The sequence below is a fragment of the Edaphobacter acidisoli genome, assembly GCF_014642855.1.
Lineage (GTDB): Bacteria > Acidobacteriota > Terriglobia > Terriglobales > Acidobacteriaceae > Edaphobacter > Edaphobacter acidisoli.
The window spans coordinates 241,627-259,814 of the sequence record NZ_BMJB01000001.1; the positions used below are offsets into that span (position 1 = coordinate 241,627).

15 protein-coding genes are annotated in these 18,188 nt (G+C 61.9%); 8 read left to right on the forward strand and 7 right to left on the reverse strand.

Going from position 1 to position 18,188, the window contains the following annotated elements; all coding sequences use genetic code 11:
- Positions 1-2 precede the first annotated feature (2 nt).
- From IEX36_RS00880 to IEX36_RS00895, 4 genes are all read right to left on the reverse strand, one after another.
- Entirely contained in the window at positions 3-1,562 is a 1,560-nt protein-coding gene (locus IEX36_RS00880) for a DUF5060 domain-containing protein (protein WP_188757498.1), read from the reverse strand.
- A 112-nt stretch (positions 1,563-1,674) separates the two neighbouring features.
- Complete coding sequence (locus IEX36_RS00885) at positions 1,675-4,236, reverse strand: glycoside hydrolase family 95 protein (protein ID WP_188757499.1); 2,562 nt, start codon at positions 4,234-4,236, stop codon at positions 1,675-1,677.
- A 202-nt stretch (positions 4,237-4,438) separates the two neighbouring features.
- A complete protein-coding gene (locus IEX36_RS00890; protein ID WP_188757500.1) occupies positions 4,439-5,818 on the reverse strand; it encodes a hypothetical protein in 1,380 nt (459 codons plus the stop codon).
- A complete protein-coding gene (locus IEX36_RS00895; protein WP_188757501.1) occupies positions 5,815-8,163 on the reverse strand; it encodes a glycoside hydrolase family protein in 2,349 nt (782 codons plus the stop codon). Before IEX36_RS00895 ends, IEX36_RS00890 begins: the two co-directional genes overlap by 4 nt.
- Before the next feature lie 205 nt (positions 8,164-8,368).
- On the opposite strand from IEX36_RS00895, the gene queG reads away from it, so the two are divergent.
- The 3 genes from queG (at position 8,369) to IEX36_RS00910 (ending at position 11,074) form a co-directional block, all read left to right on the forward strand.
- Positions 8,369-9,508: a tRNA epoxyqueuosine(34) reductase QueG gene (gene queG, locus IEX36_RS00900; protein ID WP_188757502.1), complete on the forward strand. Its 1,140-nt coding sequence runs from the start codon at positions 8,369-8,371 to the stop codon at positions 9,506-9,508.
- 109 nt (positions 9,509-9,617) lie between these two features.
- Positions 9,618-10,070 (forward strand): molybdenum cofactor biosynthesis protein MoaE, encoded by a 453-nt coding sequence (locus IEX36_RS00905; protein WP_188757503.1) that lies wholly within the window; start codon positions 9,618-9,620, stop codon positions 10,068-10,070.
- Positions 10,067-11,074: a VWA domain-containing protein gene (locus IEX36_RS00910; protein ID WP_229668590.1), complete on the forward strand. Its 1,008-nt coding sequence runs from the start codon at positions 10,067-10,069 to the stop codon at positions 11,072-11,074. The genes IEX36_RS00905 and IEX36_RS00910 overlap by 4 nt, the downstream gene beginning before the upstream one ends.
- Positions 11,075-11,097: 23 nt before the next feature.
- Here the strand turns inward: IEX36_RS00910 and IEX36_RS00915 are convergent, their stop codons facing one another.
- Entirely contained in the window at positions 11,098-11,373 is a 276-nt protein-coding gene (locus IEX36_RS00915; protein ID WP_188757504.1) for a DUF4242 domain-containing protein, read from the reverse strand.
- Between the two features lie 196 nt (positions 11,374-11,569).
- On the opposite strand from IEX36_RS00915, the gene IEX36_RS00920 reads away from it, so the two are divergent.
- The 4 genes from IEX36_RS00920 (at position 11,570) to recO (ending at position 14,108) form a co-directional block, all read left to right on the forward strand.
- Positions 11,570-12,445 carry an inositol monophosphatase family protein gene (locus IEX36_RS00920; RefSeq protein WP_188757505.1) on the forward strand — a complete coding sequence of 292 codons (876 nt, stop codon included), beginning with the start codon at positions 11,570-11,572 and terminating at the stop codon, positions 12,443-12,445.
- A gap of 146 nt (positions 12,446-12,591) precedes the next feature.
- The gene (locus tag IEX36_RS00925; RefSeq protein WP_188757506.1) at positions 12,592-12,852 is read left to right on the forward strand and encodes a 4Fe-4S dicluster domain-containing protein; all 261 of its coding nucleotides are present in this window, start codon (positions 12,592-12,594) and stop codon (positions 12,850-12,852) included.
- A gap of 67 nt (positions 12,853-12,919) precedes the next feature.
- Positions 12,920-13,369 (forward strand): DUF1569 domain-containing protein, encoded by a 450-nt coding sequence (locus IEX36_RS00930; protein WP_188757507.1) that lies wholly within the window; start codon positions 12,920-12,922, stop codon positions 13,367-13,369.
- A 4-nt stretch (positions 13,370-13,373) separates the two neighbouring features.
- Entirely contained in the window at positions 13,374-14,108 is a 735-nt protein-coding gene (recO, locus tag IEX36_RS00935; RefSeq protein WP_188757508.1) for a DNA repair protein RecO, read from the forward strand.
- On the opposite strand, the gene IEX36_RS00940 is transcribed toward recO, so the two are convergent.
- A complete protein-coding gene (locus IEX36_RS00940; protein ID WP_188757509.1) occupies positions 14,105-14,659 on the reverse strand; it encodes an SEN1982 family lipoprotein in 555 nt (184 codons plus the stop codon). The two genes, recO and IEX36_RS00940, sit on opposite strands and share 4 nt — an antisense overlap.
- A gap of 178 nt (positions 14,660-14,837) precedes the next feature.
- Here IEX36_RS00940 and IEX36_RS00945 point away from each other — a divergent pair, with 178 nt between their 5' ends.
- Positions 14,838-16,793: an energy transducer TonB gene (locus IEX36_RS00945; protein ID WP_188757510.1), complete on the forward strand. Its 1,956-nt coding sequence runs from the start codon at positions 14,838-14,840 to the stop codon at positions 16,791-16,793.
- Here IEX36_RS00945 and IEX36_RS00950 read toward each other — a convergent pair whose 3' ends face one another.
- Positions 16,794-18,167: a zinc dependent phospholipase C family protein gene (locus tag IEX36_RS00950; protein ID WP_229668591.1), complete on the reverse strand. Its 1,374-nt coding sequence runs from the start codon at positions 18,165-18,167 to the stop codon at positions 16,794-16,796.
- Positions 18,168-18,188 lie beyond the last annotated feature (21 nt).

Below are 18,188 nucleotides of genomic sequence, written 5' to 3' on the forward strand. Positions count from 1 at the left end.
GGTCAATCGAGGACTTCGGGCTTCGCGGCTTCGGTGTGTGGGTTGTGGTTGTCGGAGATTTTTTCGAAGACGATGGCTTGATAGGGTTTGTTGGGAAGCGTGATGCGCGATTTGCCGGAGTGCGTGCCGGGGACGGGCGTGGTGGTCATGTTCCAGGGGTCGATGAGCGTGGCGCGGAAGTTGGCTGTTGTGGGTAAAGGGAAGTCGTAGCGTGAGGGACGGTGGTAGTCGAAGTAGTAGAGGTAGAGCTGGCCGGGTGTGCCGGCGTTGAGGTAGTACGGGGACTCGGGCGCGTTGAGGCCGGTGGTGGTGAGCTTTTCGACGAGGGCGTGCAGGAAGGCGATGCGCGAGGGCGAGTCTCCGCGGAGCTGGCCGGCGTCGGCGGATGAGGCTTCGCCAGTTGCGGAGAAGAAGACTTCGCCGTGGCTGCCGTAGGCTCCGTTGACGATGGCGAGCCAGAAGCGGCGGAGCATCTCTTCGCCGGAGAGGTTGCCCCAGCGGCGGTCGATGTCGCCTTCGTACTGCATCTCGTCGTAGATGATCGGCTTGCGCCACGCGAGGCGGCGCTCGGCGGTGTTCTCGAAGTCGTAGCGCTGGAGGCTGGCGTGCGTGACCCAGGGCTTGGTGTTGTCGTAGATGGGGCCGGAGTGGTGGATGGAGCGCAGGTGCGAGTAGGGGTCTTCGGCTGCAGTGATGCGGAAGAAGCGGTCCCAGTCGGACATGGTCTTCGATTTCACGAGGTCGTACTCGTTGGCGATTGACCACCATACATTCCGGAATGCGGAAAGGCGCGCGATGGCGTAGCGGAGGTAGAAGTCGTCGGCCTCGGCGGGCATGGACTTGTAGCCCCATGCGTCGTAGGGATGGAAGAGGATGACGTCGGCCTGGATATTGGCGCGTTGGAGTTCGAGCAAGCGCTTTTCGAGAAGCTGGAAGTAGGCGGGGTTGAAGCGGGTGAGGTCGTTGGTGCCGTTGGCGCGGGGGAACGGGAGGATTTGTTTTTCCTTGTCGCCGCCGAGTGGTTTGGGCAGGACGCAGGCGCGGGTCTTGTTGAAGTGCGGCTTCAGGCCTTCGATGGAGGCGCGGGCGTTGTCGTCACTCGTGAAGAAGTAGGCGTAGGTGGTGGTGCCGAAGGGGAAGTATGGCGTGCCGTCGGCGTGCTGGAAGTGGAACTCGTGCCGCACGATGACGGGGCCGTGGTTGCCGGGCGTGGTGGGCGCGGTGCAGGTGAATGCTCCGGTTTTGTTGGCGAGCTGCGGTGCGGAGGATGCGGTGGTGTAGGTCCAGTGGCCGAGGGCGTCGGGCATGAAGCGGATGCGATAGGTGCCTTCGCCGTCGTAGAAGCCTGTGACCTGGACGGTGCGGTGTTCGAGGGTGAAGCTGGCGGTGAGGGAGACTTCTTGGTACGGGTTGCCGGTGGATGGGCCGGGGAGGGCGATTTCGAAGAGGCCCCATTGCTCGACATTGGCTGAAGAGGGCTCGGGTGCTGTGGTGGCGAGGGCGGGAGTGAGGCCGGTGGCGAGGGTGGCTGCGCCTAGTTTGAGCAGGTCTCTGCGGTGCATGAATTCGTCCTGGGTGGTTTCTGGGTGGTTTGGTTTTCTGTACCTTCCTATCAATGAGGGGTTGGGGATGTCAATGTGATTTTGAAAATTGTCTGTGATTATTGAAAGTATCTTAGACGAAGGTGAGGGTGAGGAGTTCCTTCGGGTTGAGTGGGAGGGTGAGTTCGCTGGAGCGTTTGATGTCGACGCGGCGGAAGTTGAGGGTGGCGGATTCGAACTTCTGACCTTTCGGCGCGCTGAAGTGGTGTGTGGCTTTGAGTGTCGCGCGGATGGTGGCTGTGGTGGCTTTGCCGTTTTGCCAGGCGAGGTCGATGTCGAGGCCGCCTCGGGCGCGGAGGCCGTGGAAGTGGCCTTCGGGCCATGCGGAGGGAAGCGCGGGCAGGAAGCGGATGATGTTGACGTCAGGCTTCGGGCCGCTGGGGTGGGACTGGAGCAGCATCTCGATGATGCCGGTGGGGCCGCCGAGGTTGCCGTCGATCTGGAAGGGCGAGTTTTCCTTGAGGCCGCAGACGTCGAAGAGATTGGGGCGCGTGGATTGGCGGAAGAGCTGGAGGATGTTCTGGTAGGCGGCGTCGCCGTCTTCGAGACGGGCCATGCAGGAGATGATCCAGGAGCGGGACCAGCCGGTGCTGCCTCCGCCGTGCGCGAGGCGGGCGTCGAGTGTGGCGCGGCAGGCCTTTGCTAATTCAGGTGTGCGATGTGGAGTTATCTGGTCACCGGGGAAGAGCGCCCAGAGGTGCGAGATGTGGCGGTGGCCGGGCTCGTGGTCGGTGTAATCTTCGGGCCACTCCTGCAGGCGGCCGTCGTGGGTGATCTTGAAGGGTGGGAGTTTTGTGAGTGCGGCGCGGGCGCGGGTGAGGAGGTCGGCATTGACTGAGTTGGCGCCTGAGTCTGTGGCTTCGATGCCGAGCTGTTCGGCGACGCGGAGGGTGAGGGTGAGGACGGCGCGGGTGATCTCGATGTCCATCGTCGGGCCCATGCAGAGGTTGTAGCTCTTGCCGTTGGGCAGCTGGTATTTGTTTTCGGGCGAGCAGGATGGGCCGGTGACGAGATAGCCGGCGTAGGGTGTACCTGCCGGCGCGGGGGTGAGGTAGTCGAGGAGGAAGAGTGAGTTTTCGCGGAGACGCGGCCAGGCGCGGTCGCGGAGGAAGTCAGTGTCGCCGGTGTAGTCGAAGTGCTCCCAGAGATGCGTGGAGAGCCACGCGCCGCCCATGGCCCAGATGCCTCCGCCGAGGCCGTCGATGGGTGCGGAGTCGCCCCAGATGTCGGTGTTGTGGTGGACGACGTAGCCGCGGGCTTTGTAGTAGTCGCGCGCGGTGGTAGAGCCGGGGCCGCGTGTCGAGTCGATGAGGTCGAAGAGTGGTGTGTGCAGGTCGCTGAGGTTGGCGCGCTCGGCGAGCCAGTAGTTCATCTCGGTGTTGATGTTGATGGTGTACTTGGAGCCCCAGGGCGGATCGACGGACTCGTTCCAGATGCCTTGCAGGTTGGCGGCGAGGGTGCCGGGGCGCGAGCTCGAGATGAGCATGTAGCGTCCGTACTGGACGTAGAGGGGGATGATGTGGATGTCTTCGCCGCCTTGCTTGATGTGGCGGATGCGCTGGTCGGTGGGGATGGAGGCGTTGGGGTCGGGGCCGAAGGAGATCTCAGCGCGGCGGAAGATGCGCTGGTGGTCGGCGATGTGGCGGCTGCGCAGGTCGGCGTAGGTGCGGTTCTGCGCGTTTGTGATGTTGCGGCGGACTGCGGACTGCATGGCGGTGGTGTCGCCGGTGTTGAAGCGGTCTGTGCTGGTGGTGTTCGCGGGATAGCGATAGCTGGTGGCGCAGTCGATGAAGAGTGTGACGGCGTTGGCGCTGGTGATGGTGAGGGTGTCGTTGCTGGTGGATGCGTTGCCGCCTTCGGTGACGGCCTGGAGTTCCGCGTAGTACTTGATGCCTGCGTGATGTTCTTTGTCGGAGAGGCCGGGGTTGTCGTTGACAGGGAATGCTTCGCCTGTGAGCGTGAGGCGGTTCGGCGCGATGGAGGATGCGGTGAAGTTTGCGGGGCGGTCGAGGCGCGCGGTAAAGCTGAGTTTGCCCGGTTGCGATGCGGTGAGGCGGATGATAATGACCTGGTCGGGTGCGGAGCTGAAGACCTCGCGTGTATAGCTTGTGCCTGCGTGGGTGAAGGTCATTGAGGCGATGGCGGTGTCGAGGTTGAGTTCGAGACGGTAATCTTCGACGTCTGGTGTGATGCCGCTTAGGGTGAAGTCGAGGTGCAGGTCGCCGAGGGTCTGGTAGCAGGGCATGCGGCGTGGGATGGAGAGCATGTCGGAGACGGCAAGGGCTTCGGCCTCGGCGATTTTGCCGGAGAAGAGCAGTTCGCGGATTTTGGGTACGGCTTCGCCGGCGCGAGGGTTGTTGCGGTCGCGGATGTCGCCGTCCCAGATGGACTCTTCGTTGAGCTGGATGCGGTCGAGGGATGGGTTGCCGAAGACGCAGGCGCCGAGGCGTCCGTTGCCGACTGGGAGTGAGTCGGGCCACTGCGTTGCCGGTTGGTTGAAGAAGAGTTTGTAGGGCGTGGGGTCGTCTTTGCGGGGTTGCTCGGGGATGGCGGCGAGGGCGCGGCGTTGGGTGAGCGCGGTGGCCAGGGCGGCTGTGCTGGTAAGGAAGCGGCGACGTGTGGTGCGTGTGGTCATCAAGTGCTCCGTGAAACTTGAGAGGCTGGTCTGTGGCTGGGAAAGTTTTTACATTCCCACCCATCGCGATGATGGCCGCGATGGATGGGGCACCCGAACGGTTGTGGCTGGTTGAAAGAAGAGCAGATTCCTTCCCCTTCGGAAATGCGAAGTGCCAAAAGCAGGTCATCCCGCTGCGCGGAAGGATGACAATTTATGTAGATCAGAGGTTGTACAACGTTGCACTGCGCGCGGGGATTTCGAGATGTGTTGTGCGCGGCACAGTGATGGGGTTGTAGTCGGGTTTGGATTTGGAGTCGAATGCGGGGCCGGTGAGGCGGACGGCTTTGGTTTGTGTGCGTGTGGGGATGGTGAGGGTGAGCGGTGCGTCGTCTTTGTTGATGACGACGAGTGCGCGGTGGTGGTGTTGCTCTAATGCGTAGGCATTGACGCGTGGGCTTGCGCCGGTGAGTGTGGTTTTGAGGAAGGTGTGGCCGGTGAGCTGTTGCGCGAACTGGATGCCGTAGTACTCGGGGCGCGTGGTGAGCGCGGTGGAGGGTGAGCCGGCGATGGGCGTGTAGAAGCCTTCGCCGCCGCCGTGCAGGTTGACGCCGGCTGCTCCTGCCTGTGCGAATTGGAGCATCATATCGGCGCACCAGAGTGCGGAGGCGAGCGTGTCGGAGACGCCGGGCTTGCCGCCGTCCCAGCAGGAGTTGCCCTCGGTCATGCGGTAGGGAAGATGCGTGGCGCGCGCTGCGGCCATGATGGTTGCGAGGTTGGACGCGAGCTTGGGGTCGGGGTTGAGGAGACGCTCTAGCGTGGATTTTGGGCTGCTCGCGGGGCCCATCGTGTAGTAGTGGCTGGTGAGCAGGACGATGTCGTGGTAGTGGCTTGCGTCGGCTGCGAGGCCGGTGAGGTAGGCGGTGCCGTTGTCGTCGGCGCCACCGAATCTGGCGTTGGGGATTTTGGCGACGACGGCGTCGTGGAGTTTGGCCCACTCTTTGGCATAGTCGGCGTAGGTGAAGGTGGCGGGGCGGTAGCGGCGGCGCCAGGATGCGGGTTCGTTGCCGAGCTGGAAGCAGATGAGGCGCGGGCCGATGATCTCGTGCACGGCGATGGCTTCGGCGACGGCGTTTTCGATGGTGCCGCGCGCGGCGTTGAGGCCGTAGATGAGCGTCCAGTTGGTGGCGTCGAGGAAGGCGCGGAGATTTTTGATGGCGCGTGGGGTGTTGGTGGTGGGGATTTCGGCGTGCGCGTGCGTGGCGGGGCCGGTGGCGTCGAAGGGCGGCGGCGTGGTGATGTCGGTGGGGCTCCAGGTGGTGAACTCGCTGGTGTTGCCGCCGATGCGCAGGACGCCTTGCGGGCTGAGGCCGCGGAAGAGGTCGATGAGGACTTTGTTTTGCGCGGAGAAGAAGGCCGGGTTGGCTAGCTGCGCGGTCTCGTAGGAGAGGCCGGTGAAGTCGAGCGGGATGGTGGGGCCTGTGGTGCTTTCGATTGCGAGCTGGGCGTTCCCTTGGGATTGCGCTGGCGATTGCGCGAGAGTTGGCAGCGTGGTTGCGGCTGCGGTGGCGGCTAGGGTGGTGAGAAATTCGCGGCGGTTCATTCTGTCTCCACGTCGATGGTGGTGGGTTTGGAGAGGGATGGGATGGTGACGATGGTGGACGGCGTGACGGATTTGCCGTCGACGTGGATGGTGAGGATGGTTTTGTCTGTTGGTATGTGGACGGCGATGGTGGTGGGTTTGTTTCCGGGGTTGATGGTGATCTGCATTTTGCTCACGCTGATGACGTGGAGGCTTGCGGAGACACTGGTGCCGAAGGTGGTGGGGGTGTTGGTGATGCTGAAGGTTTCGCCGGGAGTGATCCAGCTTGGCGGTAGGCCGCTGAAGAGATGGAGTGCTGCTGTGCCGTGTTCGTCTGGAGCGGGATTTCGTTCCTGCACGAGCATGTCGCGGAGCAGGTTGACGGCGTTGGCGTTGCCCCAGGCTTCGGGCATGTCGCCGGTGCCTTGCATGTTTTCGCGTTTGGAGTGTGGGGTGTTGCACGCGCGCGGCTTGGTGACGTCGGTGAGTATCTCTTCTTTGAAGACGTTGGTGGTGTAGGAGTGGTTGAGCGCGCTAAGGAGCATGTCGGCTGTGTGTTGCGCGTCGTTGCGGAGGAGGTAGGTCTCGGCCATGTTCATGGCTTCGCCGGGCCAGACGCCTGCGGGGCCTGCCCATGCGACGTTGGTGGGGAGGCCTTGCGATTCTTCGCTCTCCATGCGGGTGAGGAGGCCGGTGATGAGCGGGTCGGTGGGTGAGTAGATCTGCGTGGGGGTGACGGCGAGGAAGCTCTGCGAATATGCGCCTTCGGGATAGGTTGGCATCGCGGGGAGATATTTTGGCGTGAGTTTTTCGAGTGTGATGGAGCGGTTGATCGAAGCGCGGATGGCGGCGGTGTAGTCGGCGTACTCTTTGTCGAGCCACTGGGCCTCGTGCGGATGGTTGAGCGCGCGGGCGGCTTCGGCGGTGACGCGGACGGCGTAGTCGGCGAGATAGTTGTGCGAGTAGCTGTGGCCTTCGGGCAGGCCGGAGTCGCCGTAGCTCCACGGGAGCAGGCCGTACCAGTAGGTCTTTTCGCCGAGCGCGAGCGGTGGGGTTGGTTCGGTGCGGCAGCGTGCGCCGGTCAACATGCGCCGGATGGGGCGTGCGCCGATGGGTGTGGTGGCTACGTCTTCGAGTGTGGTTTCTTCGCGGTGGGCTTTGATCCACTCGGACGCGGCGAGCATGTGCGGGTAGGCTTTGGCGAGCCACGCGGCGTCGTGGGTGTAGAGGTAGTAGTCCCACGCGGCGCCGGCGTTGCCGCCCATGTTGTCCCACGCGGGCCAACCGCTGACGGGTGGACCGTCCCACTCACCGTCGTCGTTCTGGATGTGGAAGGCGTGCTTGATGGACTGGCGCGCGGGGTCGAGATGGCCGGCGACCTCCATGGCGCGGGCCTGGAAGAGCTCGCCGCGGCCCCAGTACTGGCGATAGACGGCGGGGCCATCGAGGACCCAGAGGTCGCCGCGGGCGTCGTACTCGGTGAGGATGAGGACGTAGGCGAGGCTGGAGTCGAAGAAGTCGTTGAGCTGCTGGCTGGGGTAGTGGATGCGCGCGCCGCGGGACCAGATGGCGTCCCATTGCGTGGTGGCGCGGGCGAGGAGTGCTTCGCCGGAGAGGGTGGATAGTTCCGCGTTGCGGGACCGCGGGAATTCGTAAGGCAAGCGGAGCCAGACAGTCTCGGATTCGTGCGGCTTGAGATAGGCGGTGAGTGCTAGGGTGAGGGCGTTGTCTTCGGATTTCTCGGTGAAGTTATTGTGGTCGATCAGGACGATGTCTTCGCCGGATTCAGTTGCGATGCCGGAGTAGCTGGCGATGTAGGCGTGGCCGGGAAGGTTGCGGTTGCGGCCGCTGAGTTTGAGCAGGACGTGCGTGGGCTCGGTGCCGTTGTTGGTGAAGGTGAGGCGTACTACGTCGAATGCTCTCGCGCCGGAGGTGGCTGTGGGGAGTTTTGCGGGGTCTTGTTCGGGATCGACGGCGAAGGCGAGTTCTTCGAGTGAGGTGTTGTTGGCTGCGAGCCTGGTGATGATGAAGGGGTAGCGGTCTTTGTAGAGTCTCTGCGACTGCATGGCGAGTGGCGAGGCTTCGCCTTCGCCGGTGAACGCCTGGATGGCGAGCTCGCCGTCCATCTGGTCGGAGAAGCCGATGGGGCTGTCGAGTGGGCGGCGCTTGAGCGTCCACTGCGACCAGTGCAGGTTGCCTTGTTTGTCGATGACGGTTTTGTGCGAGCCGAGGGGAAGGCCGATGAGGCTCTGGGCGTCGGTGTTGGTGTAGCGGTGGTCGATGTGGACGACGGTCTGCGCGGGGCTGGCGGCGAGGGCTGTTGCCAGTGCGAGCGGCAAGGTGGTGCGGAGGAGGCGTCGGGTCAAGATGGGATCTCTCGTGCGGTGGATGAAAGGATCTTTTCGCAGATGAAGTTTAGCGCGTAAATTTCACTTAAGTATAGGAGCTTTCATTTTTGTGACGACGGCTGCGGTAGCGAAGCGGGTTTCTCCACTACGGTGGCAAAGATGCCGCCTCCGGTCGAAATGACAGATGTTGTGGTCTGGAGACGAGGCTACTCTGGAAAGAGAGATGAGGAGAGCGGCAGTGGGTGAGTGGACCCCGGAGTTGGTGCGGTGGATGCGGGAGCGGGCGCTGGAGGCTGGGTTTGATGCTGCCGGGGTGGCGGCGGTGTCGGCAACGGAGAGCGATGAAGGGCAGGTGGATGCGGAGCGGTTCTCGGAGTGGGTGGATGCGGGACGCGCGGGGGAGATGGAGTATCTGAAGCGGCGGGATGAGCAGGGGACGCTGCTGCGGAGCGGTGTGCGGGTGGCGATGCCGTGGGCGCGGTCGGTGATTGTCTGCGCGATGAACTACAACGGCGGCGGACCGCGGTCGGTGGATGCTGCTCCTGTGGGCGCGGGATGGATTGCGCGGTATGCGTGGAGTGGGCGCAGGGGTGAGGATGGGACGCTGGGGCCGAGCGACTATCACGATGAACTGCTTGGGCGGCTGCGGCGTGTGGAAGAGGCTTTGCGCGGGCGATTTGAGTGCGAGACGCGATGTTATGTCGATACGGGGCCGATTGTTGAGCGGGCGGTTGCGGCGAAGGCGGGGATTGGGTGGATTGGGAAGAATGCCTGCGTGTTGAATCAGGAGCTGGGGTCGTGGCTGCTGCTGGCGGTGGTGGTGACGTCGGTGCCGGTTGCGGCTGGTGCTGCGCTGGATGTGGCGGCGGACAGGTGCGGGAGTTGTACACGGTGCATTGAGGCTTGCCCGACGGATGCTTTGATTGCGCCGCGCCAGATGGATGCTTCGCGATGCATTGCGTATCTGACGATTGAGAAGAAGGGTGTGATTGAGGAGGAGTTGCGCGGGCTGATGGGGCGGCAGGTGTTTGGGTGCGATATCTGCCAGGAGGTTTGTCCGTGGAACCGGAGGGCGCCGGTGGCTGTGCATGCTGGGATGGAGATGCGGGCGGAGTTGGTGAATCCGGCGCTGGAGTGGCTGGCGGAGATGGACTCGGCGGCGTTCAAGCGGTGGTTTAAAGGATCGCCGCTGGAACGTACACGGAAGAAGCGTGTGCACCGGAATGTGGCGATTGCGATGGGCAATAGTGGCGATGCGCGGTATCTGCCGCAGTTGGAGGCCTGGGCTGCGGGTGAGGATGAGGTGTTGGCGGAGAGCGCGCGGTGGGCAATGGGGCAGATTCGCGGAGATTGTGGAGAGTAGATTTGTTACATCGAGGCCTCCGGGGAGTCTGTTGAATGTAGGGAGACGGCTCGGCATGATAAGAGAGCGCTGAGTTTGGATAAGCCGGTATATTTTGCGGGGTTTGGTGATGAGAGTTGAGATTGTGGATGAGGTGATTCCGGCGGGGGAGATTGTGGCGTCGATGAAGGCGGGCGCCGATGGGGCGGTGTGCGTCTTCGACGGGATTGTGCGGGACAATTCGCGTGGACGGAAGACGCTGCACCTGGATTACGAGGCTTATCGCGAGATGGCGCTGGGGAAGATGCGTGAGCTGGCGACGGAGGCCGTGGGGCGGTTCGGCGTAAGGGACGTGGCGGTGGTGCATCGGCTGGGACGGCTGGTGGTGGGCGAGACGAGTGTGCTGGTGGTGGTGGCTTCGGCGCATCGGGGCGCGGCGTTTGATGCGTGCAGATGGCTGATCGATACGCTCAAGAAGACCGTGCCTATCTGGAAGAAAGAGCAGTTTGTGGATGGGGTGGTTTGGGCGGATGGTGAGCCATTCCCTGAGGAGATTGGGCTGACGGCGAAGGAGCGGCTGTGAGGGTTGTGGCTGCGTTGGCGGCGGGGTTGCTGGGGACGGCGCTGGTGGCGCAGGCACCGGTGGTGCGGCGGCCTCCGCAGATGGATGGGCCACAAGCTCCGTCGAGCGACGACCATGATGCGCCTGGGACGCAGGCTCCGGTGGCGAAGGAAGGCACGATTCGGGTGCAGTCGCGGCTGGTGAATGTGGCGGTGAATGTGGTGGACGAGACGGGCGCTCCGGTGGGCGGGTTGGGGCGCGATGACTTCGAGGTGCTGGAGGACGGAAAGCCGCAGAAGATTGCCGTGTTCGAGAAGGACTCGTCGACACCGCTGGAGATTGTGCTGGCGATTGATGCGAGCATGAGCGTGTTTGGCGATGAGCGGCTGGAGCATGATGCGGCGAAGCACTTTGTGAATGCGCTGCTGAGGCCGCAGGATCAGCTTGACCTGATGTCGTTTGCCGATCAGGTGAGGGAGATTGTTCCGTTCACCAATGACAAGAAGAGGATTGAGCGCGGGCTGGGCGAGATTGAGCATGGCGATGAGACCGCGATGTATGACGCGATTTATCTGGGGTCGGAGGCGCTGGCGGGAACGCGCCAGGACAGTGGGCAGCGGCGCGTGATGGTGCTGATTACAGATGGCGTGGATACGGCGCAGAAGACGAACTACACGCACGCGGTGGAGCAGGCGCAGCGGGCGGCGACGATGGTGTATTCGATTATTGTGGTGCCGGTGGATGCGGATGCGGGACGCAATACGGGTGGGGAGCATGCGCTGATCCAGATGGCTCGGGACACGGGCGGGAAGTTCTACTACGTCGAGGACCCGAGGGACCTGGAGCCGGCGTTCGCGCATGTGTCGGATGATCTGCGGACGCAGTATCTGCTGGGGTATTACGCGCCGCAGCAGCATAAGGGAGACAGCCCGTTTCGCCGGATCACGGTGAAGCTTAAGGACCCGGCGCTGGCTGCGAAGTATCGGTTGCGGTATAGAACCGGATACTACGGGGATGCGTTGTAGGGGCCAGACGCTTCGCGTGAATCTCATGTCTCGGCTGTGGTGGGGTCGATGATGGTGGCGATGGGTGCGATGACGTTGGCGGGGAAGCCTCCTTCGGCGGCGTGTTTGCGGATGAGGTCTTCGCTGGGGGCGATGTAGATGCAGTAGATCTTGTCGCCGGCGACGAAGGACTGGACCCACTGGATCTCAGGTCCAAGACTTCTGAGGACGCTGCAAGATTTTTGTGAGATAGCGGTGAGTTGCTCGGGCGTGAGTTTGGCAGCGCCGGGGATGTTGCGTTCGATGAGGTATTTGGGCATGGTGGTATTCCTCCATGAGGAGATGAATGCATGGCCCGATGAATGTGGGGGAGTATGCCTGAAGAAGATGTGAGGAGTCAAAAGAGATATAGCGTCGTTTGAGGCGGTGGCTTCGCTCAGGGTGCCGAATGGAAATGCAGGAATCAGCATAAGTAGAGGCTTACACTGGAGGTAGTTCGAAGAAGAGGAGCCGCGGGTGAGTAAATTTGAATTTGTGACGGTGGCTGAAGGGATTGCGCGCGAGGCTGGCTCGCTGCTGCATCGTTTTTATGACAAGGGTGTGACCACTGAGTACAAAGGCGATGTCGATCTGGTGACGGAGGCTGATCGGGCCAGTGAGAAGCTCATCCGTGAGAAGTTGAAGGCGGCGTTCCCGACGCATGGGATTTATGGCGAAGAGGGAACGCGGGAGCAATTGGAGAGCGAGTATCGATGGTATGTCGATCCGCTGGATGGGACGACGAACTTTGCGCATGGTTTTCCGTCGTTTTGTGTGATTCTCGGGCTGGAGCGGCGACCGGCTGGGTTGGCCGCGGATGCGGACGGCGAGATGGTGGCTGGTGTGGTGTTCGATCCGCTGCGGCACGAGTCGTTTGTAGCGGAGCGCGGCAAGGGCGCGTGGCTGAATGGGAAGCGTGTGCATGTGTCGACGACGAAGACGCTGGCTGAGTCGCTGACGGCGACGGGATTTCCGAGCAGGAAACGGCATGGCAGCCCGAATGTGCATTTCTACCAGGAGATTACGCTGCGGTCGCATGGTGTGCGGCGTGCGGGCAGCGCCGGGTTGGACCTGGCTTATGTTGCTTGTGGGCGGCTGGATGGATTCTGGGAGTTCAATTTGAATCCGTGGGACACCTCGGCGGGCGTGCTGCTGGTGGAAGAGGCTGGCGGGACGGTGACGCACTTTGACGGCGGCAAGTTTACGATGGACAGCCGCGAGGTGCTGGCGACGAACGGGCTGATTCTGGGCGAGATTTCGCACCTGTTTACGGAGATGTTTGCGGGCAGGGAGCTGACGCCGATACCGACTCCGCAGGAGTTTCGGGAGTTGCGGGAGGCGGCCCGGAGCTAGTGGAGCGCTGTTTCAGGCCTATGAATGGAGTCATAGGCTCGGGAGCGGGCGAGGATTTAGGCTTGCAGTGTGAAGCGATTATGCTGCTAGAATCGAAGCAAAGATTATTCAGGGTTGTCTTTTCACGAGGCAAAGGGAGATAAGAGATGGCGTATGTGATTGCGGAACCGTGCATTGGGACGAAGGACACAGCTTGCGTGGACGCGTGCCCGGTTGATTGTATTCACCCGAAGAAGGATGAGGCAGGCCACGGGGATTCGGAGCAGTTGTTCATCGATCCCGTGGAGTGCATTGATTGCGGCGCGTGCGTGCCGGTTTGCCCGGTGTCTGCGATCTACGCGGGTGATGACCTGCCGGAGAAGTGGGCGGACTTCCAGACAAAGAATGCGTCGCACTTCGGACGGTAACGTCGTTCGATGAACTTGATGAGCGCGCGGCCCAGGGCTGCGCGTTTTCATTTGGATGGAGGATGCGATGAAGAGTCTGGCTTCCACCGATGTGCTGGCGGAGACGAAGAACAGGCTTCTTGCTGTGCGTCCGGACGACAGGGCGCGCTGGGGAAAGATGTCGGCTACGCAGATGGTGCGGCATCTTGACTGCGCCTGCGATGTTGCTCTGGGCGCGCGGGCGGCGAAGCCTGTGAAGGGGATTCCTCCGCCGGTGATGAAATGGCTGGCGCTGCGGTCGGGAGTTCGATGGGCGAAGAACATCAGGACGGCGCCTGAGCTGGAGCGGCTGATAGCGGAGCGCACGGATGGTGAGTTTGACGCGCTGGTGAAGTCGGCGGCGGTCAAGATCGAGTCGCTGACGACTACGGGCAGCTATGCGGGGAGCCATCCTTTCTTTGGGACGATGACGGCGGCTGATTGGATGCGGTGGGGTTATCTTCACGCCGATCACCATCTGCGCCAGTTTGGCCGGTAGGCGGATGATCGAGCGGCGAGGTGAGGCGATCGTGTTGCGGGCGTGGCCTTTTCAAGAGGCCGATCTGCTGGTGAGCCTGTTTACGCGCGAGCAGGGGCGTGTGAAGGGCGTTGCGCGTCATGCGCTGAAGTCGCGGCGCCGGTTTGGCGGGGCGCTGGAGCCAATGACGCATGTGCGGGCGACGTATGCGGAGCGTCCGAAGCAGGAGCTGGTGCGGTTGGATGCGTTTGAGATTTTGAGCTCGCCGCTGTCGCGTTCTGTGGATTATGCGCGGACGGCGGCGCTACAGATGGTTGCCGAGGTTTTGGAAGAGCTGCCGGAAGGCGTAGTGGATGACGCGGTGTTTCGCCTGGCGCTGGCCGTGATGGACGAGATGCAGGTGGGGCGGATGTGGATGCCGGTCACGTATTTTGCGCTGTGGATGAACCGGTTGATGGGGTGGATGCCGGAGTTGGCGCAATGCGGGGTGTGTGGGCGCGATCTGCGTGGTGGCGCGGTGTGGTATTCGGCGGCGGCTGATGGGGTGACATGTGCGGATGATCGGCGAGCGGGGAGTGTGGCGCTTTCGGCTGCTTCGGTGATGCTTGCTGCGAGGATGTTTCACGCTACGGTGAAGGAGTTGGGTGCGGAGGAGTGGCCGCGGTCGCGTGGGGCTGACCTGCGGAGATTCGCCGTCGAAATGTTGGAGCGGCATCTTGAGCGGCGGCTGGTGAGTGCGAGGGCTCTGGGCAGGATTTAATCGGGGACCTGCCAGCTTGTGGTGGTCTGGTCGAGGGTGATTTTGGCGGTATTGGAGTCGTTGATGGCCTGCGCCATTTGCGGGAAGGCGGCGAGGACTTCGGGCGTCTTCGCCCAGACTGGAACTTCCGTGATTGTGTAGTGGTAGGTGACGGTGCTTTGCTTGAATCCGTTGACGACGGAGAGTGGCGTGGAACTGTCGATGCTGGTGACTTCGCGGTTGCCGTAGCAGAAGCGTGGTGCGTATCGCTGGCCTGCCGGGGCGACGGTGTAACGGCTGCTGTGAATAGCTGGTTCTTCGTTTTTATTGAGCAGGAGCGATTTGACGAGCGAGTCGAGTTGTCTGGTCTCGGTCTTGTCGGTGGTTTCGTAGGGGAAGCGTATGTTGGATAACAGGCACTCGTGGTGGTCGAGGAAGTATGCGTTGATGGCCTTGCTGAAGTTCTCAGGCGTGGGCGCAGACTTCGAGGGAGCGCAGCCGGTGGCGATGGTCAGAGCGAGAGCGCTGATTGAGGCGAAGAAAACTCCTGAACGCCGGATGAAGGGTTTCATTGCGGCTCCTTTATTGAGGTCGATTGATTCTGCTTGAGTTATTGCAGTTGCTCCGACGCGCATTTAGATGCTTCAACGATACGTGGTGTTTGCTGGCTTTGAGCGATGTATTTTGCGCTGGTGAACAGGGTTGACGAGACAGCGAAAGCGGCAGTCAACGGCGTATGATTTGCTCCATATGCAGCTTCTAGCCGATGCTCAGAACACTGCGGAACGATACGCGAAGTACATCACGGAGTTTCAGGAGCTATGCAGGGCAAACGATGTAGGCTTCGGATCTCCGGAGGAGTTCTTCGGCCTTCCGCCGAGATTGGCGCGGGATGAGAGCTTCCGCGAAGACTTCACCTCGCTGACCAAGTCCGTACAAAGAAGAGAAGATGGGAAACTGACCCTGACCAACATGCTGACCATTGTTGCGGTGGCAATGGGTGGCAAGGACATTGCGAATGCGGGGGACGCGGGCGCGGTTCCTGCCAGCCTGATGGTGGTGTTTCTGGCTGGGCTTGGAGGATGGAACGAGACGAAACCTGCTTCTGCTCAAGAAGCTGCAAAGAGTTCTTCAAACGGGGCTGAGGTGAACGGTAGTGGGGGAGATGAAACTTCGACTGGCAAGATGGCTGATGACCCGGCGGCAGACTTTGTGCAGCGGTTGAAGGCTGGGCCAGAGGTTGATATAGGAAGTTTGACGACGACTCTCTTTGGCGGGCCAACGCAGGTGAAGGAAGCGCTGGGCCGTCTGGAGATGAATACGCTCGCAATGAAGATGCATCTGGACAGCATCGACAGCAGGATAGAGAGGATTGAACCGCATCTGGACGATTTGAAGACCCGGCCTGAGGCATCTGAGGTGGATGAGTCGTTGACGGTTCCTGTGCCCGACATGAAGCCCTGGCCCAAGCCGGACGATGAAGCACCGAGGCCGGAGTGGACTGCTTCGGCTCCGTCGATGAAGCCGTGGCCAGCAGAAAAAGAGCAGGACCTGATGTGGGGGCCAACGGCTGGGGTGAAGGGTCCTCCGCCGCGGGCGAACTGGCCTGTGAAGCAGGCTGAGCCGGTCTGGCGCGAGCCACGTATACAGGAGCGTGAGCAGGAGAAGGTTGCGGCTCGCACGCGGTCGCTGGCGGAAGGCGCCGCGCCGTTGCGGGTCGCGGAGATGGAACCGGAGTATGAGGCAGACCTTCCGATCCGCGTGCCATTCAATGAGTATTTGTATGCGGAAGATGAGCCGAAGTGGGGACGCAGGCTGGCCAGTGGCCTTGCGGTTATCGTGATTGCCGTGGTGGTGGCGGGTGGATTCTTCTATCGCCGTCATGGATGGCATGGCTATAACGACGCGGTCGAGACGATTGGCGCGGCCATGTCGAATTCGAAGGCTGGCGTGATGGAGTGGGTGAGCTCGCATGAAGCGCAGAGCTCTTCGAGTTCTACGAGCCAGGATGTGGCTAAGGGAGCGGCTCAACCAGCGCCGGAGGCTCTGCAACAGCAGGCAGCTTCGACGACTCCGGCAACGACACAGGGTGTTTCAGAGCGGGATCTGCCTGCGATGGCACCGACCTCTGCGGCTGGTGCTCAGGGAGCGGAGAACCAGCCAGCAGCGGCGCAGAACCAGCTGGCAGCGGCTCATCAGCCACAGACTTCGACCCGGCCGCAGGCCTTGGCTCAGCCGCAGAGTTCGGCGCATGCTTCTACTTTTGCGCCGGTGGCTTCGAATGCGGGCGCTTCGACGGATCGCAGACAGGACACACCAGTGAGGAGCGCGGTGCGGCCGGTGGTGACGGTGCTTGCCGGGTCGGGCATGGCTCCGGAAGCGACGGCCGACACGAAGTTGCCGCGGGGTATGCATAGCTCGGTGCCGGTGTTTGTGGATATGGCGCAGCTGTCCGTAATTTCTGATCCTCGGCCAGCGTATCCGCATGATGCGCTTGCGCATGACATTGAGGGAGATGTGGTGGTGCAGGCGAACATCTCGCGCAGTGGCGATGTGGAGAGTGCGGAGATTGTGAGCGGACCTGCTGGTTTGCTGAAGCCATCGCTCGATGCCGTGCGGGAGTGGCAGTTCAGGCCTTACAGGGTGAATGGTCAGCCGGTGGAAGCGCGGACTTACGTCCGGTTTAGATACGGCACTGAGCGGTAGTTACTGCTGCGTGTTTGATGGCGCTGCGGGGGTGGTGGTGTCTCCGTCGTCGGGGTCTGGGTCGGTGGTGGTGCGCATGGTCGCCAGAACCTTGAGATTGGCTTGGACCTGCGCCCATTGATCGTGATGCTTTTTCGTTGAGATTGGGGCGTTGGGATCGGCGTAGTAGGCGATGATGTCGTGCTGCAGATGAAGGGGAACGGAGCGCTCGGGGTGGCGTGTGAGGTTGGCGAGGAGGTGGGCGTAGGTCTCATCAGTGAGACGGTAGCCGCCGGGTCTGACTTCAGCGCCAGTGTCGAGATCGCGGTTGGGAAGATAGCTGCCAATCTGGTCGAAGTGGGCGAGCATCTGGCGTAGTGAGTCGATGGTCTGATTGAGGCTTTCGACGTAGAGTTCTTGTGTCTGCTGGTTGGGGCCCCGGATAGAGAGATTGGAGAGTGGTCCAATCTTCGGCAGGATGTAGATGAAACCGGCCATCGTGTAGGTCAGGAAGCCAGCCTTTTTTCGGTACTGGTCCCATCCATTTTCGTAGTCGGCCTGCGCGAGAGATGCCTTGAGTTTGTCGAGTGGCTCGCTGGGGGTGTCGGGCGGGAAGCTGTTGCGGTGCAGAACTGCCTCTGCATATGCGATGCGCGGAAGAAAGCTGCGGACGGAGAAGGCGTAACCACGAACGATAGGATGTCCTGGGATGAAGAGGCGCCTGATGTCGATGCCGTAGGTTTCGTAGAATGAGCGACGCAGGAGATCGGTTGCAACGTAAAGGCCGACGTGGTGCAGGTAGGCGGAGGGTGCCATGCGGCGCTTGGTGAGCTCGTTGATGTCAAAGGCGAACTCGGTGCGAACGTGGGCGTGCGGGTCTTCACCATAATTGACGTTGGGGCCGTACCTCTTTTTGAGCTTGGGGAACTCGACCGGGACGGAGAGATTGACGGCCTCGGAGTGGCCGATGTTGTCGGCAACATAGTGAGTGAGAGCGCCGATGGCAAAAGCGAGCTCGTCCGGGGTACGGGCGTTGCGCAGGAGACTGCGGACAAAGTCGCCGGCGCGGACGTAGTGCATGAGGTCGCTGTAGAAGCCGTCGCCGAAGGGATAATAGCCGATGTCCTGAATGGCGCAGCCTCCGTAGGCGTAGGCATGGGCTTCGTGGAGCTGCGCTGGGGTGAGATTGGGAAAGCGCGCAAGTAGCAGCGGACGAATAGATGCCTTCCAGGTAAGATCGATGAGCTGCTCGTGCGTCTGAAACGAGTAGGGCAGGGCGGGCGCGCCGGAAAAGATGAGTGCCAGCGCAACGATGGTCTTGAGCAGTGTGCCTCGGCTAAAGGAGAGAATAGGTAGACCTCGGATACAAATCTGCGTGCTCTCTGTGCGTCTCACTTTACAGAGTGGCGGGCAGGA